Genomic DNA, 24,694 nt, shown 5'->3' on the forward strand with positions numbered 1-24,694 from the left:
GGAGGGAGGTCACCACGATGAAGTACCTCATGGTGGCCTTCGCGCGCATGCGCTCGCTCCCCGCCGACGTCTCGTTGCCGCGTGGTGCCGGCGCGCCGAGGGCCGCCCTGCAGGCAGATGCCCTGGGTGATGCCCGCGCGGCGCTCGCTGTCGCCGGGTCCGCCCAAGCACGCGTTGCCGGCTGCGGCTCCGCCGTCCCGGCGGCGCACACGGCGCACGAGCACATGACGCATGAGCACACGACCGGCATCCGCGCAGGCGCACGCACCACGCGTCTGTACCACCCGTCGGGCCCCGTCCCGGATCCGCTCCTGGCATAACGCCGACTCGGAGTGACATCCAAGGCCGCGGTCCCGACAGGGACTCGCGGCCTTTTTGTTTCTCCTGGCGCATCAGTGCCGGCCACCACCCGAGGTGTGATCTTGACCGTCGTCGATGGACGCAGGACCGCAACCGAACCGAAGAAACCGCCAGTGTCGGAGGTGACCCCGGTGTTCGACCCCTCGATCGATTCCCGGATCGAGCGGGAACGTCTCGTCCTGCCCTGCTGGGACGTGGACCCCGAGCTGTTCTTTGCCGAATCCCCGGCGGACGTCGAGTCCGCCAAGTCCGTCTGCGTCGCCTGCCCGGTGCGGCTGGCCTGCCTGGCCGCCGCGATCGATCGGGCCGAGCCCTGGGGAGTCTGGGGCGGCGAGCTTGTTGTGACGGGCCGCGTCGTCCCGCGCAAGCGGCCTCGCGGCCGGCCCCGCAAGGAGGTCGCGGCCTGAAGGCCGCGGCCCTCCACGCCGACTGTCGGCACCACGGCGGGACGTCGAGTCTTCGGCGTCCCGCCGCACCACGTTGGTATGTGCTTCTCCTGGCGGTGCGGTCGGTGCCGGTAGGGTGCGAGCGTGCCCAGCACTGATCGTGTGTATCCGGTCCGGACGGGTGACGGCAGGGTGGTCGCCGGTACCGGTCATGTTCTCGAGGCCTCCGGCGCTGAGGCTCCTGGCGCGCAGGCCAGCGCCGCCGCGGCGCCTGTCGCCGCGGTGTCTGTCGCGCTGAGGCGGGCGGTGGAGGTTCTCACCGGTTCCGACCTCGCTCAGGTGGTCGACCTCGTCGCCTGGATCGAGGACGGCTGGCTGCACGTGGCGAACGCCGACGGCGCGTCACGCCTGCCGACCGGTGACCCGGACGGGGCATGGGAGGTCGTGYGCGGGCGCGACCCGGTCGCGGTCCAGGACCCGCTGCACGGCGTCCCGCTGGCGGCGGCGCTCGCAGACCCGTCGCCGCCCTCCGCCCGCAACTCCTATCCGTTCGCCGGGCGGCGGCTGCTGTCCGTCCTCGCCGACCCGACCCGTTCCCCCGACGTCGTCGTCGTCCACACGCCGCGTCACTACTGGCCCGAACGCGGGGGCCATCTGGGCGAGCACGGCTCGCTGGACGCCGGTCAGTCCCGCGCGCCGCTGATCCTCTCCGGGGCGGGAGTCACCGCCCGTGGCCTGCTGCCGAGGGCCGCCCGGGTGGTCGACATCGGCCCGACACTGGCGATGCTCGCCGGTGCGGAGATGCCCCGCGCGGAGGGAGCCCCGCTCGCCGACCTCGCCGAGCCCGGGGCTCGCCACGTGGTGGGGCTGCTCTGGGACGGGACGAACTGCAACGACCTGCTCGACCTGGCGTCCCGTGGGGAGCTGCCGAACGTCGCCCGCCTGCTTGCCCGCGGGGTGGCGCTCACCGGCGGTGCCGTCGCGGAGTTCCCGAGCGTCACCCTGACGAACCACACCTCGGCCCTCACCGGTCTCGGTCCGGGCCGGCACGGGATCCTGCACAACGTCTACTTCGACCGCGCCACCGGCCGCCAGGTGATCACCAACGACGCCGCCTCCTGGCACGCCGCCTGCGACCAGCTTCGGGACGGGGTGCTCACCGTGTTCGAGGCGGTCGCGTCCTCGCGCCCCGGAGCCGCGACAGCCTGCGTGAACGAACCGATCGACCGCGGCGCGGACTACTCGACGTTCGGCCTCGTCCGCGCCCTCGGCGTCACCAGCGGCACCGCCGAGGGCGGCGACTCCGGGGAGGCGGGCGGTGCGGGCGGCGGGCGGATGGACGACTACCTGCCCTCCGCACAGGACGACCCGCACGCCAGTCCCGACTGGGTGGCTGCCGACCGGGACTACGCCTGGTCGACGCGGGTGGACGCGCTGGGGCTCAACCAGGTCGTCGACCTGTGGTCCGAAGGGCAGGAACCACCGGCGCTGACCTGGTGGAACACCACCATCACCGACACCGGCCACCACGGCGGCGGGGCCTTCTCGCCTGAGGCACGGGCCGCACTGGCGGACGCCGACCGCCGCCTGGGGGTCTTCCTGGACCTGGTGGACCGCCGCGGGCTCACGGACTCCACCGCCATTCTGCTGACCGCCGACCACGGGTTCGAGACAGCCGATCCGGACTGCCGGGGTGACTGGGACGCTGTCCTGCGCGAGCAGGGCCTGCGGTTTCGCGACGAGGGCTACGGGTTCATCTACCTGGACGTTCCCGCCCCAGCGGAGCCGCCCACCAGGGCAGCCCCGGATGGCGAGCCGGAAGGGGACGAGTCGGCGGTGGACCTGCTGCCGCCACAGCCGGCCGGCTCCTGACCCGGCCGGGGCGGGCGTAGGCCTGGTTCCGGGACGGTGGCCAGCCGTGCTCAGTCCTGGTCGGCGTTCGGCTTGCGGGTGGGCGTGGGCCGCCGGGACGGGCGGCTCGGCTCGGCGGGCCCGGCCTGCTCCGGTGGGCGGATCCGGCTCCGTGACCGGCCGGAACGCTGCGCTGGTGCGAGCACCACCGGGCCCTGCCGTGCGCGGACGACCCCCGCATCGTCCTCGATGTCGAGCTTCGGCAGGCGGCGACCGGGCCGGTTCGCCGACGCGGCATGCCGGGCCGCGGCGGTGCGGGGCGCGGCGAAGCCGGGCTGCCAGCGCTCCATCTCGGCCCGGAACGGCCCTGAGCTGCCCAGCTGGCACAGGATGCCGATGGCGCCGAGCGTCACCCGGTGAATCAGCAGGTAGGACGGCGGCAGGTTCAGCTGGCGGCCGAGCTGCGCCGCGGCGGACCGCCAGTCGCCGAGCCGGAGCGCCTCGCCGCGCAGCCATTCGCGGGAGAAGGTGAACTCGTCTGCGGCGATCGGCGCGAGCATCGGAGCCAGGTAGTCCAGCAGACCGTCCGCCGGAATGTCGGCGCCGGCCGGGATGAAGCCCTCGGCCCGCAGCCCGTCCGCCACCGCCTCGGCGTCGCCGGCGAGGGTGAGGCGGGCGAGTCGGCCGATCGGTTCGGGCAGCCCGCCGGGGAGCCGGTTGACGGCCCCGAAGTCGAGGACCCCGAGCCGGCCGTCGGGCAGCAGGCGGAAGTTCCCCGGATGCGGGTCGGCGTGGAGTAGCCCGGCCCGCCCCGGGCAGGAGTAGAGGAACCGGACCAGGAGCAGCCCGGCCCGGTCCCGCTCCTCCTGGGTGCCGTGCGCGATCACGGTGGACAACGGCACGCCGTCGATCCACTCGCTGACGATCACACGGTCGGCGCCGGCGATCGGCATGGGCACACGGATGTCCGGGTCGTTGGCGTACGCCCGGGCGAACGCCTGCTGCCAGGCGGCTTCCAGCCGGTAGTCGAGCTCCTCGGTGATGCGGGCCTTGAGCTCGGCAACCAGGGGCTTGATGTCGAGCCCCGGAGTCAGCGCCCCGAACAGCCGGGCGGCCCGGCCGAGCTGGTTGAGGTCGGCCAGCAGCGCTGGGCCGGCGCCCGGATACTGGATCTTGACGGCGACCTGCCGGCCGTCGACCCAGACCGCGCGGTGCACCTGCCCGATGCTGGCTGCGGCGGCGGGCGTGTCGTCGAAGCTGGCGAACAGGGCCCGCCAGCCCGGGCCGAGTTCGTCGGCGAGCACCTTGTGCACTGTGGCCGCGGGGAGTGGGGGCGCCGCCTCCTGGAGTTTCGTGAGGGCGGCCCGGTAGGGGCCGGCGACCTCGTCGGGCAGCGCTGCCTCGAAGACGGACATCGCCTGCCCCAGCTTCATGGCGCCGCCCTTGAGCTCGCCGAGCACCCGGAAGACCTGGGCGGCGGTGCGTTGCTGCAGCTCGGTGGCCACGGCCTCGGCGGGCCGGCCGCCGAGGCGCTTGCCGACGCCGAGAGTCGCCCGGCCTGCCATGCCGATCGGGAGGGTCGCGAGCTTGGCGGTGCGGACGACTGCCCGCCGCGGGATGTCGGACACAGCTCCATCGTGCCCCCTCCATCGCCGGGAGCGGGGGGCCCTTGCGATACACGCCCTCAACTGACGCTCCCCGTAGTGATCGGCTGGCCCTGGGTGGGCGCCCGGAAAGCGGTCGGTGAGGGCATGTCCGCCGCTGGTGAGGCGATGGCGGCGGACCGTGCGGTGCGGCAGGGACATTCGGGGTGCAGCAGCCAGCTGCGGCGGCGGATGCGCAGGTCGGCGCGGGAGATCTCCAGGGCGCCGTCGGCGGTGGGCGGCAGGCGGGGTTTCGGGCCGTCCGGTGCGGGCGGGATGGCGTCGAGGAAGTCCAGGGCCTGCATGCTGGCGATCGCCGCGACGAGTGTGGCCAGGGAGATCTCGCACGGGTCGGCGCCGCGGCCGGAGGGGCGGATCATCTGCATCGCGAGGATCGGCCAGTCGGGGTCGCGGGCGTCGCGGTGCAGGTGCTGGCAGTGCAGGCAGGCACTGACCGCCGGCACGACCAGCGGGCCGATGATGCCGGTGGTCTCGCGGACACCCGCGAGCAGGTGCGGGACACCGGATCGTTCCAGCGCGAGGCACTCGTCCGGGTGGATCAGCGGGATTCCGACCGGGGCGAGGAGGAGCAGGTCGGGGCGTAGCGGCTCCGGGTGCTGCGTGCGTGGCGCCCGGCCGGGGGGAAGGTGGTCTGGTGGGTCCCGCCAACCGCCGACCCGGCCCAGCGCTGCGTGCACGGCGACCGAACGCGGCTGGCCCACGTCGTCGAGCCCGAGGCCGCCGGGCGCGAGGTCCGCGGCCGAGGTGGCGCCGGGGTCGTCCACGATCACCTGACCGACGCCGGCCGCCACCAGGAGAGTCGCGATCTGTGCTCCGATCCGCCCGGCGCCGCGCAGGGCCACCCGGGCCCGGCGCCGGCGCAGCATCGCCGACCGGGGCAGCAGCACGCCGAAGCTGGCGAGCGAGAGTGYGGCCACATCGGGGGCGAACCGGTTCTGGTCGAGCTCGCCGCTGGCCGGCTGGCCGGAGTCGGTGTCGTCGTCGAGCAGCCCGGCCTGCGCCAGGAGCTCGATCATCGTGCGGGTGGCCGGGCTGCGAGCCTGCCCGCAGGCGTCGAGGTCGGGGCCGGGAGGCTCCAGCGCGTCGAGCGCGGAGAGATGGGCCGGACCGAGGCCGGCGAGGATCACCGCGCGCAGTGGGTCGACGCCGATCTGCAGGGTGGTGCTGCTCCGCCAGAGCCGGCGGAGACCGGGCTTGAGGACCGGGCGCACGGGATCCTCCCTCGCGTCTGCCGGCCAGACCGGCCGGCGGTGATGAAGACCGGTCCACCATGACATGAGATCGGAATGCCGTAGCGCCTGTCGGCGGGTCCTGTGGACAAGGCGGATTCGCGTGGACGGCCCGGTGGAGAGCGCCCGAAYCGTCACCGTTTATCGGGACTATTCGGATGGGAAAAAGGGATCTATCTCGCATGATCAGAAGGTTTGCGTTTCACCACGGATTTCGCTGCGCTGTCCGCCGGCGCCGGGGCGTACCGGCCCAGGCGCACCGTCCGCCGGGGCGCCGCTGACCATCGAGCCGCGCCGTCAGGACCGACCCTGCCAACAGATGACCACATGATCGGAGCGGCTCACCGCTGGGAGAAGGCCAGGCGACACGCTGGAACAACCCCTCACCAGCAGGGCATATCCGCCGTCAGGGGGAGTGGAGTGGCGCCCTGAGCTGGGCGGCACACCCGGAGGTCACGTGCGGACGAGCCCCCGGGGTGAACGTGGAGCCTCCGGCTTCCCCTTCCGGAGGCACCTCGTATGCCGGGGGCCCGCGTGGTCAAGCTACGACCGAATCGCCGTGCCGGTCAATTCGTGTGGCCTCTTGTGTCCCGCGTCGCCGCGCCGCCGCGTCGACGGCGGCGGGAGGCGACTGGTCAGGAACTCGGACCGTCCGAACTGGGCGGTGTTTCATCTCCCGGCGACGCGCCGTCGAGTTTCTCGATTTCGGCGATGATGTCCACATCCGCGCCGGTCCCGGCACCGGTGACGAAGGCGGCCGGGTCCGCGAGATCATCCCCACCCGGCAGCAGGTCGGGGTGGGCCCACAGGGCGTCCCGCCCCTCATGGCCGCGGGCGTCGTACAGCGCCTCCCACAGCGCCGCGGCCTCGCGCAGGCGGCGTGGGCGCAGGGAGAGGCCGACGAGCGTCGCGAAGATCTGCTCGCCCGGGCCGCCTTCCGCGCGCCGCCGGCGCACCATCTCCCGCAGCTTCGCCGAGGACGGCAGATGCTCGCGCGCCGCGGTGTCCGTAACGTGGTCCACCCAGCCCTCGATCAGCGCCAGGATGAGCTCCAGCCGGGCCAGCGCCGCCTTCTGCTCGGGAGTGTCTGCGTCGGCGAAGACGTCCTCACCGAGGGCCTCGGTGAGCCGTTCCGGGTTCATCAGCGCGCTGGGGTCGATCATCCGCATCACCCGGCCGACGGCCTCGGGGTCGACGGCGATCCCGCGGGCGTACTCCTCGACCGCGCCGAGCACGTGCGCCCGTAGCCAGGGGACGTGCGCGTAGAGCCGGTTCGACGCCGCCTCGCGCAGCGCGAGGTAGATGCGGACCTCCTCGCCGGTGACGCCCAGACCCTGCCCGAAGGCGGCCACGTTCGCCGGGAGCAGAGCGGCGGTGCCCAGCGGGCCGAGCGGCAGGCCGACCTCGGTGGAGCTGACAACCTCGGAGGCCAGGCCGCCGATGGCCTGCCCCACCTGGGCGCCGAAGAGCATTCCGCCGACCTGGTTCATCATCTGCATGACCGGCCCGCCGGCACCCATCAGCCGGCCGAGGTCGACGCCGGGCGGCAGCGCCCCCGCGAGCTCGGGCGGCAGGTCGCTGCCGCCGAGCTGGCTGAGGCCGGAGGAGATCCCGGTGCGCATGGCCTCGACGACCTTGCTCGCGACGGGGTCGCACAGCGTCCGCCAGACCGGCAGGGTGGCTTCGATCCACTGTTCACGCGACCAGGCGGCGGCCGTGGTGGCCCCGGCGGGCAGCACCGTGAGCGGGTCGAGCCAGACGTCCGCGATCCGCAGCGCGTTCTCCACCTCGCCCACCTCGGCCGGGCTCACCGCGCGGTCGTCGCTGCCGAGCGTCCGTACCGCGACCTGGCGGGCGAGCTCCCAGTTGACCGGCCCACCCTGCCACGACAGCAGGCGCTCGAGCTCGGCGAAGAACGGTGCCCCGCCGCCGGAGGGACGGTTCGGGTCACCACCCGGCGTGGGGCCGAAGCCGAAGGGGAAGCCGCCGCTCATCGCTGGGGCCTGTGGTCGTTCCGTAGGGACATGAACCCACGGTAGTGCGTTTTCCGGCCGACTGGTGAAACGGAGTCGGCCGGGCGTTACCGTCGGGGGGTGGATGTGACCTTCTCGGATCGAGCGTCTGTTGTCGACGGCGTGTCACCCGGTGTCGTGGTTCTCGCGCAGATGCGGGAAAGCGCGCTGTCCGTGGATGAATGTCTGGCTGCTGTCCGGTTGCCGGAGGTGGGGGGAATCGGGCTGTTCATCGGCACGGTTCGGGACCATGACCACGGGCGGTCGGTCGACGACCTGGAGTACAGCGCRCATCCCCACGCGGCGCGCGAGCTTGCCCGGGTCGCCGAGGATGTGGCCGCTGAGCTGGGCGTTCGCGCGATCGCGGTGGTGCACCGCACCGGGCGCCTGGYGATTGGTGACATCGCCGTCATCGTGGCCGCAGGTGCCGCGCACCGGGCGGAGGCCCTGAACGCCTGCCGGCGTCTCATAGACGACGTGAAGGAACAGGTGCCGATCTGGAAGCGTCAGGCATTCGCAGATGGCTCGTCGGAATGGGTAGGCGCCTGCTGAGTGGGGCACCTAGGATAGATGTAGGTCATCTTCCTTYCCCCGTCTCGACGTCGAGGCCGCCATGTGGTTCCTGCTGATCCCACCTGTCGCGATGCTCCTGGCCCTGGCCTGGTTCACTCTGCGCAGTCGCCCTGACCGCACCTCCGAAGCCATGATCACTGTCGAGGGTTACCGCCGCAGTATGGCTGCCCTCGCCCGCCCCATCTCAGCCGGCCACGAAGTTTCCACCCCCCCGATTTCACCGTCAGTGACGACCCTGCCCGCCCTCGTCCCGGTTCCGGCCGCACGTCCAGGGGATGCCCGGGCGGCCGAGGCCGTCGCCGCGGCCTCGGCCGAAGGCGACGCTGCCGGAGACCACTGACACCGGTCACACCAGTCACGCCCGGTGGGGCGGTGGCGCCGCGATGAGGCGGCCCACCGCCCCACCCGCATGAGGAGGCCCGTTGTCGGAGCCGCGCCCCGGGGCGGGGCTCCCGGGCGTTGGAACGCGCTCGCCGAGCGCCCGGCGGCGATCTACGTAGACTGCGGGCATGGGCCGCCGCGCGCAGACACTTCTCGTTGCGTCGGTGCTGACGCTGATCCTCGCCGTCGTCGGCCTGTGGCTACCGGTGCCCTATGTGACGTTCGCCCCGGGCCCGGTCACCGACACGCTCGGCAAGGTCGACGGGGCGCCGCTGATCGAGATCGACGGCCGGCAGACCTACCCGACCTCGGGCAGCCTCGATCTGACGACCGTGGAGGAGACGCCGCGGCTGAACCTGCTCGGCGCGCTCGGGGACTGGGTGTCCTCCGACCGGGCCGTCGTCCCGAGCGAGCTGGTGCGCCCGCCGGGATCCAGTCAGGAGGAGATCCGGCAGGAGAACACCCAGGCCATGATCGATTCTCAGGACCAGGCGACGGYCGCCGCGCTCAGCGAGCTCGGCATCGAACCGACGGGCACGGAGGTCGTCGTGCACGAGGTGCCGGCCGGTTCGCCGGCCGCCGGGCAGCTGCGGTCCGGTGACGTCATCACCGCCGTCGGCGGGGCGAAGATCACCGATCAGGCCGGGCTGCGGGAGCGGATCGGCGCGGCGAAGCCCGGCGATGTCGTCGAGGTCACCTACCGCCGTGACAGCCGGACCGCCACCGCGAGGATCACGACGAGGCCCGCCCCGGACGACGACAGGCGTCCCATGATCGGTGTCACCACCACCGAGAAGCGGTCCTACCCGTTCACCGTCCGGATCCGGATCTCCGACATCGGCGGCCCGAGCGCGGGCCTGATGTTCGCGCTGGGCATTGTCGACCTGCTCACCCCGGGTGAGCTCACCGGCGGGAGGACGATCGCCGGTACCGGGACCATCGACAGCGCCGGTGAGGTCGGGCCCATCGGTGGGATCCAACAGAAGATCCTCGGGGCCGAGCAGGCGGGTGCCTCGGTGTTCCTGGTGCCCGAGGGGAACTGCGTCGATGCCGTCCGGATGAAGACCGACCTGCGGCTCGTCGAGGTGACAGGCCTGTCAGGTGCTCTCGAGGCGCTGGAGACCCTGCGCAGGGATCCCGCCTCGACCTCGGTGCCCACCTGCTCCGCCGACGTGAGCTAGTGCCGTGACCGGCAGGGTTCGCCCCGGCCGGTCACGGCACTAGGCCGCGCAGAGCAGGCACCCGGTCCCGGCCCGGGGGTTCACCGGAAGGTCTCCAGCAGCCCGTCAACCAGGTTGTCGGCGAGGTCAGGGTCGATGACCAGCTCGTCGTCACCACGCACCCGCAGGCAGGAGGCGTGCATGCCGGCCCGGGTGACCCCGACCGCGAGCCGGACGTCCTGCCGCTCGGGATGGTTGGCGGCCCAGTGCTCGATGTCGCGCTCGTCGTAGGGGACCTCCGCCTCGGCGCTTGGCGGCAGGACGACGAGTTCGGTGACAAGGACGCAGCCGAGGACCTCGGGGGGCCAGCCGATGCCAGCCAGGACTTCGTCGAGCCGCCCGGCCGGGAGCGGTTCCTGCTCCACCGGCGTTAGGGAACCTGGTGGGGCGTCGCCGATATGAGGGGCCAGGCCAGGTTCGCGCATGAGCAGCTCGGAGGTGTCTGCCAGCGCGTACACCTGACTGGGCTGGTCCCACCCCAGCTCGGCGACGTGTCGTTCGACCTCCAGGACGACGGAGGTCAACTCGGTGATGCTCGGAGTGGTCACCGACCCATCCTCTCGGATCTAGCCGAACAGGGCTGGCGTAGGTTGCCCTGAAGGCGGGCAGCCGCGTCAGGAACGGACGGAGGAGCTAGTGGCAGGAACCAGTCGCAGACCGCTGCTGACACGGACACGCCTGCTCGTGCCGGTGGTGGGCGTCCTGGTCCTGATCCTCGTGGGAGTCGGCGTCTACACCCGTCTCTACACGGATCTTCTGTTCTACCGCTCGGTGGACTTCAGCAACGTCTTCAGAACCGTGGTGTTCACGCGAATACTGCTGTTCGTTCTCTTCGGTGCCGTGATGGCAATTGCCGTGGGAACGAACATAGTACTCGCCTACAGACTGCGTCCCCCGATCCGTCCGCTGTCGACCGAGCAGCAGAACCTCGAGCGCTACCGGGTGGCGATCGAGCCGTTCATGCTGCCGGTTCTGCTGGCGGTCTCGGCACTGTTCGGCCTCGTCGCCGGGCTGTCYGCGTCCGGGCGGTGGCGCACGTGGCTGCTGTGGATCAACAGCGAGAGTTTCGGTGAGGTCGACGCCCAGTTCGGCCGCGACCTCAGCTACTACACCTTCAGCTACCCGTTCCAGCGTTTCCTGCTCGCCTTCCTGCTGACCGCGGTGCTGCTTTCCCTGCTGGTCGCGGTGCTCACGCACTACCTGTTCGGGGGCATCCGGCTGCAGTCGGCGGGGGAGCGGGTCGCRCCGGCGGCGAAGGCACACGTCTCGGTGCTGCTCGGGCTGGTCGCGCTGCTGAAGGCCTGGGCCTACTACCTGGACCGGTTCGGGTTGGTGTTCTCCTCCCGCGGGGTGTCGACCGGGGCGTCCTACACCGACGTCCACGCCGTGCTGCCGGCGAAGCTGATCCTGCTGTTCATCTCGCTGGCCTGCGCGGTGCTGTTCATCTACAACATCTTCCAGCGGGGCTGGACGCTGCCACTGCTCGGTGCCGGAATCCTCGTGCTCTCCTCGGTCGTCATCGGCGGGATCTACCCGGCGATCGTCCAGCAGTTCCAGGTGAAGCCGAACGAGGCCTCTCGTGAGGAGGCCTACATCACCCGCAACATCGCGGCGACCAGATCGGCCTACGGCATTCAGGACGTCGAACCGGTCCCCTACCCGGTGGGGACGATCCCCGCCGCGGCAGAGATCGCGGCGGACAAGGGGACCGTGCCGAACATCCGGCTGCTCGACCCGAGCAAGATGTCGGGCACGTTCCAGCAGCTCCAGCAGATCCGCGGCTACTACGGCTTCCCGCAGACTTTGGACGTCGACCGCTACACCACGACGGCCAACGGAAAGGACACGACTCGGGATTACGTCGTGTCGGTCCGTGAGCTCAACCAGGCCGGGCTCGGTGAGGACCAGCGGAACTGGATCAACGAGCACCTGACCTACACCCACGGCCGGGGCTTCGTCGCGGCGCCGTCCAACACCGCCGACGAGGGCCGGCCGGCCTTCACCGAGCGCAACCTGCCGGAGACGGGTGACCTGGACGTCACCGAGAGCCGGGTGTACTTCGGCGAGATGTCGCCCGAGTACTCGATCGTCGGCACCCACCAGGCGGAGATCGACGGCCCGGGGCCCAACGACACCCAGCTCACGACGAGTTACGACGGCGACGGCGGCGTCTCGATCGGCTCCAGCTTCCGGCGGGGGCTGTTCGCGCTCCGCTTCGGCGAGGCGAACATCCTGCTCTCCAAGGACATCACCGGCGACTCGCGCATCCTCTACGAACGCAACCCGCGCGACCGGGTCAGCAAGGTGGCGCCCTGGCTCACCCTCGACGGCGACCCGTACCCGGCGGTGGTCGACGGGCGGGTCACCTGGATCCTCGACGGCTACACGACGTCGGACGGGTACCCCTACTCGGCACGGCGGACGTTCGGGGACGTCACGGCGGATGCGGTGACAACCCAGAGCCGCAACCGCACCCAGCAGCCGCCGAACCAGGTCAACTACATCCGGAACTCGGTGAAGGCGACGGTGGACGCCTACAACGGCACGGTGACCCTCTACGCCTGGGACGAGCAGGACCCGGTGCTGCGGACCTGGATGAAGGCGTTCCCGGACACCGTCAAGCCGAAGAAGGACATCAAGCCCTCCCTCATGGAGCACCTGCGCTACCCGGAGGACCTGTTCAAGGTCCAGCGGGACCTGATCGGCCAGTACCACGTGGACAGCGCCCGGGACTTCTACTCCCAGGAGGACTTCTGGAACGTCTCGCAGTCCCCGGACGACACCGGCGAGCCGCAGCCGCCGTTCTACGTGTACAGCCAGCTGCCCGGGCGGGACGCTCCGTCCTACAACCTGACCTCRCCGCTGATCTCGGCCCGGTCGTCCAAGCTCGCCGCCTACATGGCGGTGTCCATGGATCCGGACAACTACGGCAGGTTCACACTGCTCCAGCTGCCCCCGGGCGACACGATCAACGGGCCGGTGCAGGTGCAGGGGGCCATCGAATCCAACGGTGAGGTGGCGCGCCAGCTGAACCTCTGGCGCGGTGCGGGCTCGCAGACGATCGAGGGCAACCTGCTGACGCTGCCCGTGGCCGGCGGCCTGCTGTACGTGGAGCCCTACTACGTGCAGGCCCGCGGGTCGACGGGGTACCCGACCCTCCAGGGCGTGGCCGCCGCCTTCGGCGACAAGATCGGCTTCGGTTCCTCGTTGGCTGACGCGCTGGACGACGTCTTCGGGCCCGGGGCAGGCGCGTCGGCGGCAGGAGTCGGGACCTCGGCGGCGCCGCCCGCCGGTGACGAGGGCGAGGAGGATGGCGAATCCGGATCGGGCCCGCCCGCCCCGTCCTCGCCACCGAGCGGCGACCTGGCGGGTGCCATCGCCGACGCCGACGCCGCCTACCGGGCCGGCGAGGAGGCCCTGGCGAAGACCCCGCCGGACTTCGGCGCCTACGGCACGGCCCAGAAGGACCTGCAGGACGCGCTCGGTCGGCTCCGCGCTCTTGCGCCCACGGCGGCTCCGCCCACGACAGCGCCCCCGGCCTCACCTGGTGCGGCGCAGCCCACCGCGGCGCCGGCGCCCACGGTCTCGGCGGCTCCGGCGAGCCCGGGGGCCCCGAGGGACCCGGCGGAGCCGGTGCGTGGAACGGGTGGTGTCGTCGAGCAGGCGGTCGGCGCGGTGCCGGCGGCGATCCGCCCGGTGGCGGCGCCGACCGGCAGCCCCGGCTGAGCCCACGGGACTGGACCGGATTGGACCGGATCGGACCGGATCGACCGGCCGGCGGCGTGGCTGGAGCCACGCCGCCGGCCGGTCGCCGGACCCGGGCCCTGGACCGGCGGAGTACGGAGCGTCGGGCCGGGGGAGGGGAGGCCGGGAAATTGGTAGGCCCGCTCATTTGACACCTGGGCCAAGCGTCCCTGTATAGTAAAGACACACACCGACGCGGGGTGGAGCAGCTCGGTAGCTCGCTGGGCTCATAACCCAGAGGTCGCAGGTTCAAATCCTGCCCCCGCTACCAAATGGGATATCCCCCAGAAGCTCAGGCTTCTGGGGGATATTCTTTTTCGGCGTTTGTAGCGGGCTGGGCACGACCGGGCCCGCGGTCAGATCCCGGCCGCCGATCAGGCCACCGCTCTGCCGGTTCCACAGATGGTGGTAGAGCCCGCTCTGGGTGAGCAGCTCCTCATGTGAGCCCTGCTCGGCGATCCGCCCGCCCTCCAGCACCACGATCCGGTCCATCGTCAGCAGTGTCGACAGACGGTGCGCGATGGCGATCACCGTCCGGCCGGCCCACAGATCCTCCAGCGCGTCCTGGACGAGCCGCTCACTCTCGCTGTCGAGGGCGCTGGTCGCCTCGTCCAGCACCAGGATCGGGGCCGGGCTGAGGAACGCGCGCGCCAGCGCGATGCGCTGGCGCTGCCCGGTGGACAGCCGGATGCCCCGCTCGCCCACCAGCGTGTCGTACCCGTCCCTGGTGCTGGTGATGAACTCGTGGGCGTGGGCCCGGCGCGCGGCGTCCTCGACCTCCTCGGACGTCGCCGTCGCGGCGGTGCCGTAGACGATGTTGTCCCGGATCGAGCGGTGGAAGAGCGTGATGTCCTGCGGGACGTAGGAGATCAGCCGGGCGAGCTGCCGGTCGTCGATGGGGGCGCCGTCGGCGCGCAGCGTGCCGGGGGGCAGGGGGTAGTAGCCCAGCAGCAGTTTGAGCAGCGTCGACTTTCCGCTGCCGCTCCGGCCGACGATCCCGATCTTCTCGTTGCGGGCGACGTCCAGGCTGACGGTGTCGAGGACCGGCCGGGCCGGGTCGTCCGGGTAGGCGAAGCGCAGGTTGTCGATCCGCAGCGAGCGGGTGTAGACGGGCGGGCGGCGGGTCTCCTCCCGCGGTGCGGCCCGGCGGTGCTCGTCGATGATGTCGCGGGCGCCGAAAAGGTAGCGGTAGGCCTCCTCGACCCGGGCCAGCTGCAGGTTCAGCTGGGAAACGAACCAGACGGTGCCCCAGATGTACTCCGAGAAGGCCATCAGGGCGGTGAGGAACGTGGCGAACTGCGCGAGCGTGAGATTTCCGTTCAGATAGAGATGCAGATTGAAAAGAATTGTCGTCGGCCACAGGACGTAGCGGACGACAACGCTCATCGCCCCGAAATAGAGGAAGTTCCACCGGTAGGACGAGGCGGCCACCCGGGCCAGGCCGCGCCGCCTGGCCCGGAGCCCGGCTGACTCGGCCGCCTCCCGCGTGAACGACTTCACCGCGACGAAGTTCGCGATCACATCGATCGTGTGGCCCTCGACGTCGGAGGCGACGTCGGCAGCGGCCCGCTCCCGGGCCGCCACCCGTTGCACTGTCAGCCGGCCCAGCAGAAGCATCAGCGCCAGGCCGCCGGCGAAGGCGAAGCCGGTCGGTACGTTGACCGTGAACATGATCGCCGCGAGTGTCGGGAGCCGCACGACCTGCCCGCAGTACTCCCAGTACACCGAGTTGAGGAACATCCGGTACTCCCGGCCGAGAGTTCCCGCGTAACTGCTGATCTTTCCGGTGAAGGTGCCGACGAAATAGGGGTACGGCTGGGTGATCACCTTGGTGAACACGAGGTCCTCGTACTCGTACCCACGGTCGAGGATCAGGCGTACCCACAGCAGCTCGGCGCTGCGCCAGAAGATGTCGTGCAGAACGCCGAATCCGATGAGCACTCCGGCACCGAACAGGGCCGCGTCCCGGTCGACCGGTGTGGCAGCCAGCGCCGCTACGAGCCGGCCGGCGAAGATCGGCACGACCGCGAGCAACAGGTTGGCGATGGCGAAAACGCCCAGAACGGCCACCGCGCGCCATCGGAACGTCCAGATGTGGGCGAGGAACGAGTGCAGGCCGGCGTTGCGGCGGTCGCTCGGGGCCGCGGCCTGCTCCTCCTCGTCGCCGGAGTTGAGCGCGGAGCTGGCGGGACCGGCCAGGCGCGCGGACGACTCTGCCATTCCGGCAGCGTGGCGCGGATATCCGCTGACTGCACGTGAATTTCACCGTAACGGCAGCACCCGACCCCCACCCTGAACCGACCGGGCGGCCGCCCGGCCGCGTGGCCGGTCAGCCGGTCAGCCGGTCAGCCGGTCGGGCGCTCGGGTGTCCGCCAGGGGCTTGCCGGGCGCAGCTGGTCGGCCGCCTGCAGCAGCGCGCGAGCCAGCGACCGGGCCTCGTCGGGGTCGAGGTAGGCGGCAGCCAGGCTTTCGAGCATCGGGGCGTCGACGCGCAGCAGGACAACAGGCGCGGCGCCGGTGCTGGCAGGCGGTTCAGGCCGGACGGTGATCTCCGCCTGCCCGATCTTCGTGATCAGGATGCCGTCCCGCGGGTCATGGTGGACGAGCGCCATGGTCTCCTCATCGCTCGAGCCGGAACCAACCAGTCTTCGCGACACGTTGGACTCCTGTTGGCTCTTCATGGTTGCTCGGTGTCTCCGTGCTTGCCTGGTGATAGTTCGGGTCGCGAGCCCGACACGTCCGGTCATCGTGCGCCCCAGGCGTAGGTCTGCTTGACCAGCCGCAGATAGACGAAGGTCTCCGTCTCCCTGACCTGGGGCAGCGCGCGGATCTGGTCGTTGATCAGCGAGAGCAGGTGCTCGTCGTCCTCGGCGACCAGTTCGATCAGAATGTCGAACGCCCCCGCGGTGAGCACGACGTAGTCGACCTCGGGCAGCCGGGCAAGCTCCTCGGCAACCTCCCGGGTGTCGCCGGAGACCCGCACGCCGACCATCGCCTCGCGCCGGAAGCCGACCCGCAGCGGGTCGGTGACGGCGACGATCTGCATGATGCCGGCGTCGAGCAGGCGCTGGACCCGCTGACGGACCGCCGCCTCGGACAGCCCGACGGCCGTCGCCATCGCCGCGTAGGAACGGCGCCCGTCCTGCTGGAGCTGCTTGATGATCGCCTTGTTGATGTCGTCCAGCAGCGGCTCAGGCGCCTGGCGCTGACCGGACGACCTGCGTGACTGCACGCGACATCCTCCTGGATGCTTCGTCCGATGGACGCCGATCGTGGGGCGGGTACTCGCTGCGCGTCATCGTATGGCCGGGCGGGGCCTGATCTGGACGCGGTCTTTGTGACGCTTGCTTTCTATCGATTCCATCGCAAAATGTGCTCCGGGGCTACGCTTTCGGTAGTCGAGAGCAGGGAAGGGTGCGGTGATGGTGCCGAACGCGACGTCCACGACCCCTCAGACAACCCCTCGGGCGACCCCCCGGACGGACCGTCCGGCGGCCCCACCTCCGGGTGGGCCTGACGACATCGCCGCGGGCCTGCGGGAGCGCGAGGAACGTGCCCTGCAGGAGCGCACCCCGGGTTCACGCGCCCTGCACGCCCGCGCCGCGCGGACGATGACGGGCGGTGTCCCGTCCTCCTACCAGGCGCGTGATCCGTGGCCGATCTATCTCACCCATGGCCGGGGCTCGCGGGTGTGGGACGTCGACGGCCACGAGTACGCCGACTTCCACAACGGCTTCGGTTCGATGGTGCAGGGCCACGCCCATCCGGCGATCGTGCGCGCGGTCACCGAGCGGATCGCTCTCGGCTCCCACTTCGCGATGCCGACCGAGGACTCGGTCGTCGTCAGCGAGGAGCTGGCCCGCCGGTTCGGGCTGCCGCAGTGGCGGTTCGTCAACTCCGGCTCGGAGGCGACCATGGACGCGATCCGGATCGCCCGCGGGGTGACCGGCCGTGACCACATCGTCAAGATCTTCGGGTCGTACCACGGCCACCACGACTACGTGATGGTGTCGATCGGCACCCCCTACGCCGACATCGGCCCGGCGGACCGGATGAACTCCCTCAGCTACGGCGCCGGAATCCCCGAGGCGGTCGTGGAGCTCACCGTGGCGGTGCCGTTCAACGACGCGGCGGCGATGGAACGCCGGATCGAGGCGTTGGAGGCCGAGGGGAAACCGCCCGCCTGTGTGATCATGGAAGCGGCGATGATGAACCTGGGCGTGGTGCTGCCCGAGCCCGGCTACCTCGAGGCCGTCCGCGAGATCACCCGGCGGCACGGCATCGTGCTCATCTTCGACGAGGTCAAGACCGGCCTGTGCGTCGCCGCGGGCGGCGCGGTCGAGCGGTTCGGGGTGACGCCGGACATGGTCACCCTGGCCAAGGCGCTCGGCGGCGGGCTGCCGACCGGCGCCATCGGGGCCACCGAGGAGCTGATGGCGGTGGTGGCCGAGGACAGGGTGAAGCAGGTCGGGACGTACAACGGCAACCCGCTGGCGATGGCGGCGGCCCGGGCGAGCCTGCAGGAGGTCCTCACCGGCGACGCCTATGCGCACCTGGATCAGCTCAATGACCGCCTGCTGGCGGGCTGCGACGAGATCCTGGCTCGGCACGGCCTGGCGGGCTACGCGGTGGGGATCAGTTCCAAGGGCTGCGTCCACTTCACCGACGCGCCGATCCGGGACTACACCTCCTTCATGGCCCACCAGAACGCGGCTCTGCCGGAGCTCGCCTGGCTCTACAACGCGAACCGGGGGGTGCTCATGGCGCCCGGCCGGGAGGAGGAGTGGACCCTGTCCGTCCAGCACACCGACGCGGACGTCGACCGCTACCTGGACAGCCTAGACGCGATGGCGGGAGACCTCGCGGCCCGCGGCTGACAGGCCCCGCGGCCGAGGGACCGGGCGGCTGACGGACCGGGCGGCCTGACAGACCCGGTGGCCGGTGGAACGCTGTCAGCGGCCGCTGGTGAGAGCCGTGACGACGGCGCCGAGCCGGGACGGGTGGCCGGTGCGGTTCTCGCGGGCGTCGGCCGCCGCGGCCAGCAGCGTGCCGCCGTTGACGCCGAGCCACCGCAGCGGCTCGGGTTCCCAGCGCCGCCGGTCGCGCCCGACCCAGGGCAGGCCGGTGCGTTCCGAGCTGCGCCCGGTGATCAGCTCGGCCAGCGTCCGGCCGGCGAGCGCGCTCGCCGTCACCCCGTCACCCACGTAGCCGCCGGCATGGGCCAGGCCGGTCCCGCGGTCTAGGTGGACGACCGGTGTCCAGTCCCGGGGCACGGCGAGCGGCCCGCCCCAGCGGTGGGTGATCCGGGCCTGCGCGGCGGCGGGGAACAGCGTCGCGAGGGTCCGGCGGAGCTGGTCGAAGATGGCCGGCTCGACATCGAAGGAGGGACGGACCCGCGACCCGAAGTGGTAGGGCGTGCCGTGGCCGCCGAGCACGATCCGGCCGTCAGCGGTCCGCTGGGCGTGGATGACGGTGTGCCGGGCGTCGCCGACGGTCACCCGGTGCTCCCAGCCGATCTCCTCCCACACCGCCGGTGGGAGTGGCTCGGTCGCGACCAGCAGCGAGTACACCGGTGCGACGTCGCGGCGGGCACCCGGCAGCGCGGCGGTGTACGCCTCGGTGGCCCGCACGATGACGTCCGCCCGCACGACGCCGTCGTCGAGAACCACCCGCCCGGGCACGATGCGGCGGGCCCGGCTGCGTTCGAACAGGGTCACCCCGCGGCGCTCGACGGCGTCGGCGAGCCCGCGTACGAGGCGGCCGGGATGCACTGCGGCGCAGTCGGGGTCCAGAACCCCGCCCTCGGCGCCGGCAACGCGGACGAAGCGGGCGGCCTCGGCTGCGTCCAGCCAGTCGGGGCCGGCCTCGCGGCGCAACCGGGCGGCCTGCGCCGGGGTGGTCGCCACGGTGAGCAGGCCGGCCCGGGTGAAGTCGCAGTCGATGCCCTCCTCCCGGGTGACAGCGCCGATCTCCTCGACCGTGTCGGCGAGGGCGGGGCGCATCTGCCCGGCCAGGGCGGTGGCGGGGAACAGCGCCGAGCACCAGCCGCCGTTGCGGCCGGAGGCCCCGAAACCGACGGTCTCCTTCTCCACCACGACCACCCGCAGCGCGGGATGGGTGGTGGCCAGGTAGTAGGCGGTCCACAGGCCGGTGTAGCCGGCGCCCACCACGCACACGTCGGCGGTGAGGGCGCCGCGGGCCCTCGACCGGGGCGGGCGCGGCTGGCGGGTCGGGGCATCGGACCACAGCGACCACCCGGTAGGGCTGACGAGCATGTCCGTGCGTGTCTCGCTGTCGCTCACGGTGCCGTCGTCTCCCACTGCCCCGGACAGCCACCAGGCTCTGATCGGCGCGCCCGGGACGACGGCGGGCCGAGACACCGCCCAGGGTCGCACCATTCGCCCGCAGACCTCGCCCCGGGGCCCGTTGCGTGGCCTCGCCCTGGAACCTCGCCCCGGAGCCTCGTCCAGAGCCTCTCCCGGAGCCCGGAAGGCGGGGCCTGGTCCGAAGTGCGGCGCACCCTCCGCGGTTGCCCTTCCACGGAGGGTGCGGCCAGGCAGAAGTCGGGCGGACATGCTGCCGGTACGCGACGGACCGTGGAAGCATCGACTGCGGTGGGTAGGAGCCCCAGGACCCGGGGTGCACGCGGGTCCGTGGTGGAGGGAGAAGGCCCATGGTGCGGACGGTGTACAACCTCGTCGGTGGCAAGTCGGTACCGGCCGTGGACGGACAGGTCGCGCCGGTGCTGGACCCCTCCACCGGAGAGCTCCTCGCCCACGCGCCCGTCTCGGGGGCCGCGGACGTCGACGCGGCGGTCCGGGTGGCCGGCGAGGCCTTCGAGGAGTGGCGCCGCACTACGCCCGCCGAGCGCGCCCGTGCGCTGCTGCGCCTGGCCGACGCGATCGAGAGCCGCGCGGCGGAGATCGCCGCGGTGGAGTGCGCGAACACCGGTAAGCCACGCCAGCTCACCCTGGACGAGGAGATCGCGCCGTCGGTCGACCAGATCCGGTTCTTCGCCGGGGCGGCCCGGCTGCTGGAGGGGCGCTCGGCGGGGGAGTACCTCGCGGGCCACACCAGCTATGTCCGGCGGGAGCCGGTCGGCGTCTGCGCCCAGGTCACCCCGTGGAACTACCCGTTGATGATGGCGGTCTGGAAGATCGCGCCCGCGATCGCCGCCGGGAACACCGTCGTGCTCAAGCCGGCCGAGACGACGCCGCTCAGCTCCCTGCTGCTCGCGGAGATCGCCGGTGAGTTCCTGCCGCAGGGCGTGCTCAACGTGGTCTGTGGGGGCCGGGACACCGGGCGGGACATGGTCGCCCACCCCGGCCCGGCGATGGTCTCCGTCACCGGCAGCGTCCGGGCCGGCATGGAGGTCGCCCGGGCGGCCGCGGACACGCTCAAGCGGGTGCAGCTCGAACTGGGCGGGAAGGCCCCCGTCATCGTCTTCGACGACGTCGACCCCGCCGCCGTCGCGACCGCGATCGCGGGCGCGGCCTACTTCAACGCCGGTCAGGACTGCACCGCGGCCACCCGGGTGCTCGCCGGTCCGGGCATCGCCGACGAGCTGGCGGCCGCGCTCGCCGCAGCCGCGCGCGGCACCGTCACCGGTCCGCCCTCCCGACCGGGTGCCGGTGCGGGTGCCGGCCCAGGCGCCACTGCCGACGCGGATTTCGGGCCGTTGAACAGCGCCGCCCAGCTGGAGCGGGTCAGCGGCTTCGTCGAGCGCCGGCCGGAGCACACCAGCCTGCTCGCCGGCGGGGCGCCGCTGGGCGGCCCCGGCTACTTCTACCCGGCCACGGTGATCGCCGGGCTGCGACAGCAGGACGAGYTGGTGCAGCGGGAGGTGTTCGGCCCGGTTGTCACGGTCCAGGCGTTCACATCCGAGGACGAGGCCGTCGCCTGGGCGAACGGCGTCGAGTACGGGCTCGCGTCCAGTGTCTGGACGAGCGACCACTCCCGGGCGATGCGGGTGGCCAACCGGCTCGACTTCGGGTGCGTGTGGGTGAACACGCATATTCCGATCGTCGCCGAGATGCCGCACGGCGGGTTCAAAAAGAGCGGTTACGGAAAAGACCTGTCAGTCTACGGCCTGGAGGAGTACACCCGCATCAAGCATGTGATGCACAACGTCGAATTCCAGGGCCGGGCGGCGGTGGCGGGGTGACGGACAGTGGCCGGGAGTCGGGAAGTGGACCGGGTGGTCGCACGGAAGCCCAGGGCGGTGGGGAGCGGCCTGGCGCCGCGCTTCGTGACCGTGCACGGATATCGCCGTGCCTATCTGCGGGCCGGCCGCGGCCCGGCGCTGCTGCTGATCCACGGCATCGGCGACAACTCGGGAACCTGGCGTGAGCTGATCCCCGCGCTGGCGCGCAACCACACGGTCATCGCGCCCGACCTGCTCGGGCACGGCGCTTCGGACAAGCCGCGGGGCGACTACTCCGTCGCCGGCTATGCCTGCGGGATGCGGGATCTGCTCACCATCCTCGGTATTGAGCGGGTGACCGTCGTGGGTCATTCGCTCGGCGGGGGCGTGGCGATGCAGTTCGCCTATCAGTTTCCCGCGCGGTGCGAGCGGCTCGTGCTGGTCTCCACCGGTGGAGTCGGGCCGGACCTGCACCCGTTGCTGCGGGCCGCGACCGCACCCGGTGCCGGGCAGGCGCTTTCGCTGCTCGCGAGTCCGCCGGCCCGCCGGGTCGGGTCGGTTGTCGTCAACGCGCTGCGGCTGGCGCACACCGATGTCGGCCGGGACGCCGATGACCTGATGCGTGTCTTCGCGTCCCTCGAGGTCCCGACGGCCCGCCGGGCGTTCCTGCGCACGCTGCGCGCCGCCGTGGACGGGCAGGGGCAGGCCATCACCATGCTGGACCGATGCTATCTCGCCGCGGGAATGCCCTCCCTGATCGTGTGGGGGGAACACGACGGGGTCATCCCGGTGGAACACGCCCGGATCGCGCACCAGGCCATGCCGGGAAGCCGGCTGGAGATCTTCCCGGACTCCGGTCATTTTCCGCACCATGCCGACCCGGCGCGGTTCCGGGCGGTCCTGGAGGACTTCCTCGCGACGACGAGTCCCGCCAGCCATTCGGACCGGCAGTGGCGGACGCTGCTGCGCTCGCACGGTGACGAGGGGCACGAGCCGCACCCGGCCGCAGAGGCCGCCCGCCAGCGCGGGCCGGGTGGCACCAGCGACCCAGGCCTGTCCGGCAGATAGGGCCGGTTCGTCGGGCAGCCCGGAGCCGGTCCGACGGGGAGGGCGGGCGGTGGCGGAACCGACGGTCCGGCAGGTGACCTCCGGCCGGCACTGCGGCGGCGGGCGCGGCGGTACTGTGCGGCATGAGGTACCCGCGGCCCGAGGTGGCTGCGGGCCCGGGATGGCCGCGGGAAGAGGAGCCTGCGGGATGAGGGACTGCGGGATGAGGCGCCGTTGATGGTGCCTGACTCGGCCGGAGTTGTCCTCATCCGTCTGGGACGGCCCGTGGACATTACCGGACAAGAACTGGCMGGACAAGTACCGACCGGACAAGTTAAGTGGACATGTCCATCAGACATCCCGCCGCGTGACCCGCCTCGCCCGCAACACTTGTCTCACTCCCGTGTTGTCGGCAGGGCCAGGTGGCTTGCGTGTCCGGTGACAGCGATGATGGTGCCGGGCCGGCAGGGTGACGCCGGTGTCCGCGGTTGCGCATTACTCCGGTGYGGCCGCTATCGCGAAGTTCATGGAGCGGGAAGGTGCGTATCTGGCTTATCCTTGGCTCGTAACGCGAATGTCCGTCAAAACTTCGGAGGTCGACCGTTGGCACGCCGTGCGCGACTGAGCTGGCCRCAGGAACATCATCAGGCGAGTGAKGTGGTCGTCCGTCGGGTGGATCCCGGCCGGGGCTGGACCCTCGAACAAGCTCGTGACCTCGTGGAGCAGGGCTACTCCGTCGAGAACGTCGCGGAACGGACAGGCTTTCCCGCGCAGATGCTCAAAGTAGCGGGAGAGGACTGACCGGTCGTTCATCCGGCAGTCGTGATGTCCTCGTGATGTCACGGACTCTTGCCGGTCGGCCGGGTTCCGCGCGCCCGGGCCGACATGGTCGTGGTTGTAGTGCGGGGCGTGTGGTGCTGGTTGCCGACGGTGTCAACAATACGTCCCTGCGTGTCGGTCCCTCGGTGTCTCATCGTGTACAGCGCCAAGGCGTGCGGTTCGAACCCCATGCCCATCCGAGTACTTCGCCGAATTGGGCTGGTCGGGTCAATCGTTCGGGTAGTGGAACAGTCACATTCAGACTGCGTCACCGCAATCGGGTGACTCTTTGCTCGTCGGCGCGTGGCCACGGTCTATTGCGGGTGTGCGCTTCCGGGTGACCGGGATTCCCCGTGGTCCCCAGCGCCGTGGTGCGCAGGCACCCGCGCGGGGGTCGGTCATCGCTGACCGAGCCRTCGCTGACTCGGTCGTCGTTGACTCAGCTGTCGTTGGCGGAGCCCGGAGACGACGGTGCCTTCCGGGTGGGCGGCTCCTGCGGCATGGGCGGTGCCGTGGTGACATCGACCAGGCGCTGCAGACGATCCGAGTACAGACCGTCCAGGCCGTACCCGCGCAGCCGACGCAGCGTCGCCGTCGACTGCGCGTCCCAGCCGAAGGCCGCCACACCGGCGGCGTGCAGGTCGGCCACGATCGCGGCGCGAGCCGGCACCCACTCCCGGGCGCGCAGGTTCAGGGCGTCGACGCCCGCCGCCCGCAGCACGGCCGCGTACGCCGCGCCGCCGCCATGCCTGGCCACCTCCGCGGCGGAGGTGGAGTTGACGAGCCTGACGTCACTGTCGATCCGCCGCCACGCCCGCAACTCGGACAGTGGCCCACAGAGCCACAGCCGGGTGACGGCCGCGGTGCCACCGGCGGCCCGCGCGGCGGCGAGGGCTGCGTTCACGGCATCCGTGGTGGACATCCCCGCCGGGTGGCCCTTCAGATCGAGGCTGAGGTCGTAGCCCCAGCCCACGTCCTGGTACAGCTCGGCCAGGCTCGGTATCCACTCGGGCAGCGCCTCGCGGCGCAGGCCGGTCACCCGCCGCCGCCGCGGCCCGGGCGGGCCCAGGGCAGCGTCGTGCCGCAGCACCGGGACGCCGTCGGCGGTCAGCCAGACGTCCGACTCCAGGCCGTTCGCGCCCGCGGCCAGCGCCCGCCGGAAGGCGGGCAGGGTGTTCTCCCGCTGGAGCCGGCCGGGGGAGCCGCGGTGCGCGAAACCGATCACCATCGTCGGGTGGCCCCTCGCGCCACCACGCGCCCCGCCG

The 24,694-nt window shown here is 71.7% G+C and carries 19 protein-coding genes and 1 tRNA gene; 11 read left to right on the top strand and 9 right to left on the bottom strand.

Going from position 1 to position 24,694, the window contains the following annotated elements:
* The first annotated feature begins 17 nt into the window (after nt 1-17).
* From CC117_RS27805 to CC117_RS27815, 3 genes are all read left to right on the top strand, one after another.
* Nucleotides 18-320, top strand: coding sequence for a hypothetical protein (locus tag CC117_RS27805; protein WP_071089267.1), 303 nt, complete (start codon nt 18-20; stop codon nt 318-320).
* Nucleotides 321-473: 153 nt separating this feature from the next.
* Entirely contained in the window at nt 474-767 is a 294-nt protein-coding gene (locus CC117_RS27810; protein ID WP_018634512.1) for a WhiB family transcriptional regulator, read from the top strand.
* 123 nt (nt 768-890) lie between these two features.
* Complete coding sequence (locus CC117_RS27815) at nt 891-2,618, top strand: alkaline phosphatase family protein (protein WP_241830482.1); 1,728 nt, start codon at nt 891-893, stop codon at nt 2,616-2,618.
* 50 nt (nt 2,619-2,668) lie between these two features.
* On the opposite strand, the gene CC117_RS27820 is transcribed toward CC117_RS27815, so the two are convergent.
* The 3 genes from CC117_RS27820 to CC117_RS27830 all read right to left on the bottom strand — a co-directional run bounded on the left by CC117_RS27820 (nt 2,669) and on the right by CC117_RS27830 (nt 7,484).
* Nucleotides 2,669-4,225 carry an ABC1 kinase family protein gene (locus tag CC117_RS27820; protein WP_071089273.1) on the bottom strand — a complete coding sequence of 519 codons (1,557 nt, stop codon included), beginning with the start codon at nt 4,223-4,225 and terminating at the stop codon, nt 2,669-2,671.
* Between the two features lie 56 nt (nt 4,226-4,281).
* Entirely contained in the window at nt 4,282-5,472 is a 1,191-nt protein-coding gene (locus CC117_RS27825; protein WP_071089276.1) for a ThiF family adenylyltransferase, read from the bottom strand.
* 653 nt (nt 5,473-6,125) lie between these two features.
* The gene (locus CC117_RS27830) at nt 6,126-7,484 is read right to left on the bottom strand and encodes a zinc-dependent metalloprotease (protein WP_071089279.1); all 1,359 of its coding nucleotides are present in this window, start codon (nt 7,482-7,484) and stop codon (nt 6,126-6,128) included.
* 99 nt (nt 7,485-7,583) lie between these two features.
* Here CC117_RS27830 and CC117_RS27835 point away from each other — a divergent pair, with 99 nt between their 5' ends.
* Nucleotides 7,584-8,054 (top strand): molybdenum cofactor biosynthesis protein MoaE, encoded by a 471-nt coding sequence (locus CC117_RS27835; RefSeq protein WP_071089283.1) that lies wholly within the window; start codon nt 7,584-7,586, stop codon nt 8,052-8,054.
* 530 nt (nt 8,055-8,584) lie between these two features.
* Entirely contained in the window at nt 8,585-9,637 is a 1,053-nt protein-coding gene (locus CC117_RS27845; RefSeq protein ID WP_071089291.1) for a YlbL family protein, read from the top strand.
* Nucleotides 9,638-9,717: 80 nt separating this feature from the next.
* On the opposite strand, the gene CC117_RS27850 is transcribed toward CC117_RS27845, so the two are convergent.
* Nucleotides 9,718-10,224, bottom strand: a complete 507-nt coding sequence (locus CC117_RS27850) for a PPA1309 family protein (RefSeq protein WP_071089294.1) — start codon at nt 10,222-10,224, stop codon at nt 9,718-9,720.
* An 88-nt stretch (nt 10,225-10,312) separates the two neighbouring features.
* On the opposite strand from CC117_RS27850, the gene CC117_RS27855 reads away from it, so the two are divergent.
* Both CC117_RS27855 and CC117_RS27860 read left to right on the top strand, forming a co-directional pair.
* Nucleotides 10,313-13,402: a UPF0182 family membrane protein gene (locus tag CC117_RS27855; RefSeq protein ID WP_071089297.1), complete on the top strand. Its 3,090-nt coding sequence runs from the start codon at nt 10,313-10,315 to the stop codon at nt 13,400-13,402.
* Between the two features lie 212 nt (nt 13,403-13,614).
* Nucleotides 13,615-13,691, top strand: a tRNA-Met gene (locus CC117_RS27860).
* Here CC117_RS27860 and CC117_RS27865 read toward each other — a convergent pair.
* From CC117_RS27865 to CC117_RS27875, 3 genes are all read right to left on the bottom strand, one after another.
* On the bottom strand, nt 13,670-15,640 hold the full coding sequence (locus CC117_RS27865; RefSeq protein ID WP_084132909.1) for an ABC transporter ATP-binding protein: 1,971 nt from the start codon (nt 15,638-15,640) through the stop codon (nt 13,670-13,672). The two genes, CC117_RS27860 and CC117_RS27865, sit on opposite strands and share 22 nt — an antisense overlap.
* Before the next feature lie 125 nt (nt 15,641-15,765).
* Nucleotides 15,766-16,032: a DUF6907 domain-containing protein gene (locus CC117_RS27870; protein ID WP_071089299.1), complete on the bottom strand. Its 267-nt coding sequence runs from the start codon at nt 16,030-16,032 to the stop codon at nt 15,766-15,768.
* A 131-nt stretch (nt 16,033-16,163) separates the two neighbouring features.
* Nucleotides 16,164-16,652, bottom strand: coding sequence for an Lrp/AsnC family transcriptional regulator (locus CC117_RS27875; RefSeq protein ID WP_071089302.1), 489 nt, complete (start codon nt 16,650-16,652; stop codon nt 16,164-16,166).
* 190 nt (nt 16,653-16,842) lie between these two features.
* Between CC117_RS27875 and CC117_RS27880 the strand changes: the two genes are divergently transcribed.
* Entirely contained in the window at nt 16,843-18,297 is a 1,455-nt protein-coding gene (locus tag CC117_RS27880; protein ID WP_241830483.1) for an aspartate aminotransferase family protein, read from the top strand.
* Between the two features lie 75 nt (nt 18,298-18,372).
* Here CC117_RS27880 and CC117_RS27885 read toward each other — a convergent pair whose 3' ends face one another.
* Nucleotides 18,373-19,695, bottom strand: coding sequence for an NAD(P)/FAD-dependent oxidoreductase (locus CC117_RS27885; protein ID WP_241830498.1), 1,323 nt, complete (start codon nt 19,693-19,695; stop codon nt 18,373-18,375).
* Nucleotides 19,696-20,093: 398 nt separating this feature from the next.
* On the opposite strand from CC117_RS27885, the gene CC117_RS27890 reads away from it, so the two are divergent.
* The 3 genes from CC117_RS27890 (at nt 20,094) to CC117_RS39870 (ending at nt 23,411) form a co-directional block, all read left to right on the top strand.
* Nucleotides 20,094-21,584: a gamma-aminobutyraldehyde dehydrogenase gene (locus tag CC117_RS27890; RefSeq protein ID WP_071089305.1), complete on the top strand. Its 1,491-nt coding sequence runs from the start codon at nt 20,094-20,096 to the stop codon at nt 21,582-21,584.
* Nucleotides 21,585-21,608: 24 nt separating this feature from the next.
* Entirely contained in the window at nt 21,609-22,631 is a 1,023-nt protein-coding gene (locus tag CC117_RS27895; protein ID WP_071089307.1) for an alpha/beta fold hydrolase, read from the top strand.
* Nucleotides 22,632-23,282: 651 nt separating this feature from the next.
* Nucleotides 23,283-23,411: a hypothetical protein gene (locus CC117_RS39870; protein ID WP_256385422.1), complete on the top strand. Its 129-nt coding sequence runs from the start codon at nt 23,283-23,285 to the stop codon at nt 23,409-23,411.
* A 457-nt stretch (nt 23,412-23,868) separates the two neighbouring features.
* Here the strand turns inward: CC117_RS39870 and CC117_RS27905 are convergent, their stop codons facing one another.
* Nucleotides 23,869-24,657 (bottom strand): glycerophosphodiester phosphodiesterase, encoded by a 789-nt coding sequence (locus tag CC117_RS27905; RefSeq protein ID WP_071089313.1) that lies wholly within the window; start codon nt 24,655-24,657, stop codon nt 23,869-23,871.
* Nucleotides 24,658-24,694: the final 37 nt, after the last annotated feature.

The sequence above is a fragment of the Parafrankia colletiae genome (genome assembly GCF_001854655.1).
Taxonomy (GTDB): domain Bacteria; phylum Actinomycetota; class Actinomycetes; order Frankiales; family Frankiaceae; genus Parafrankia; species Parafrankia colletiae.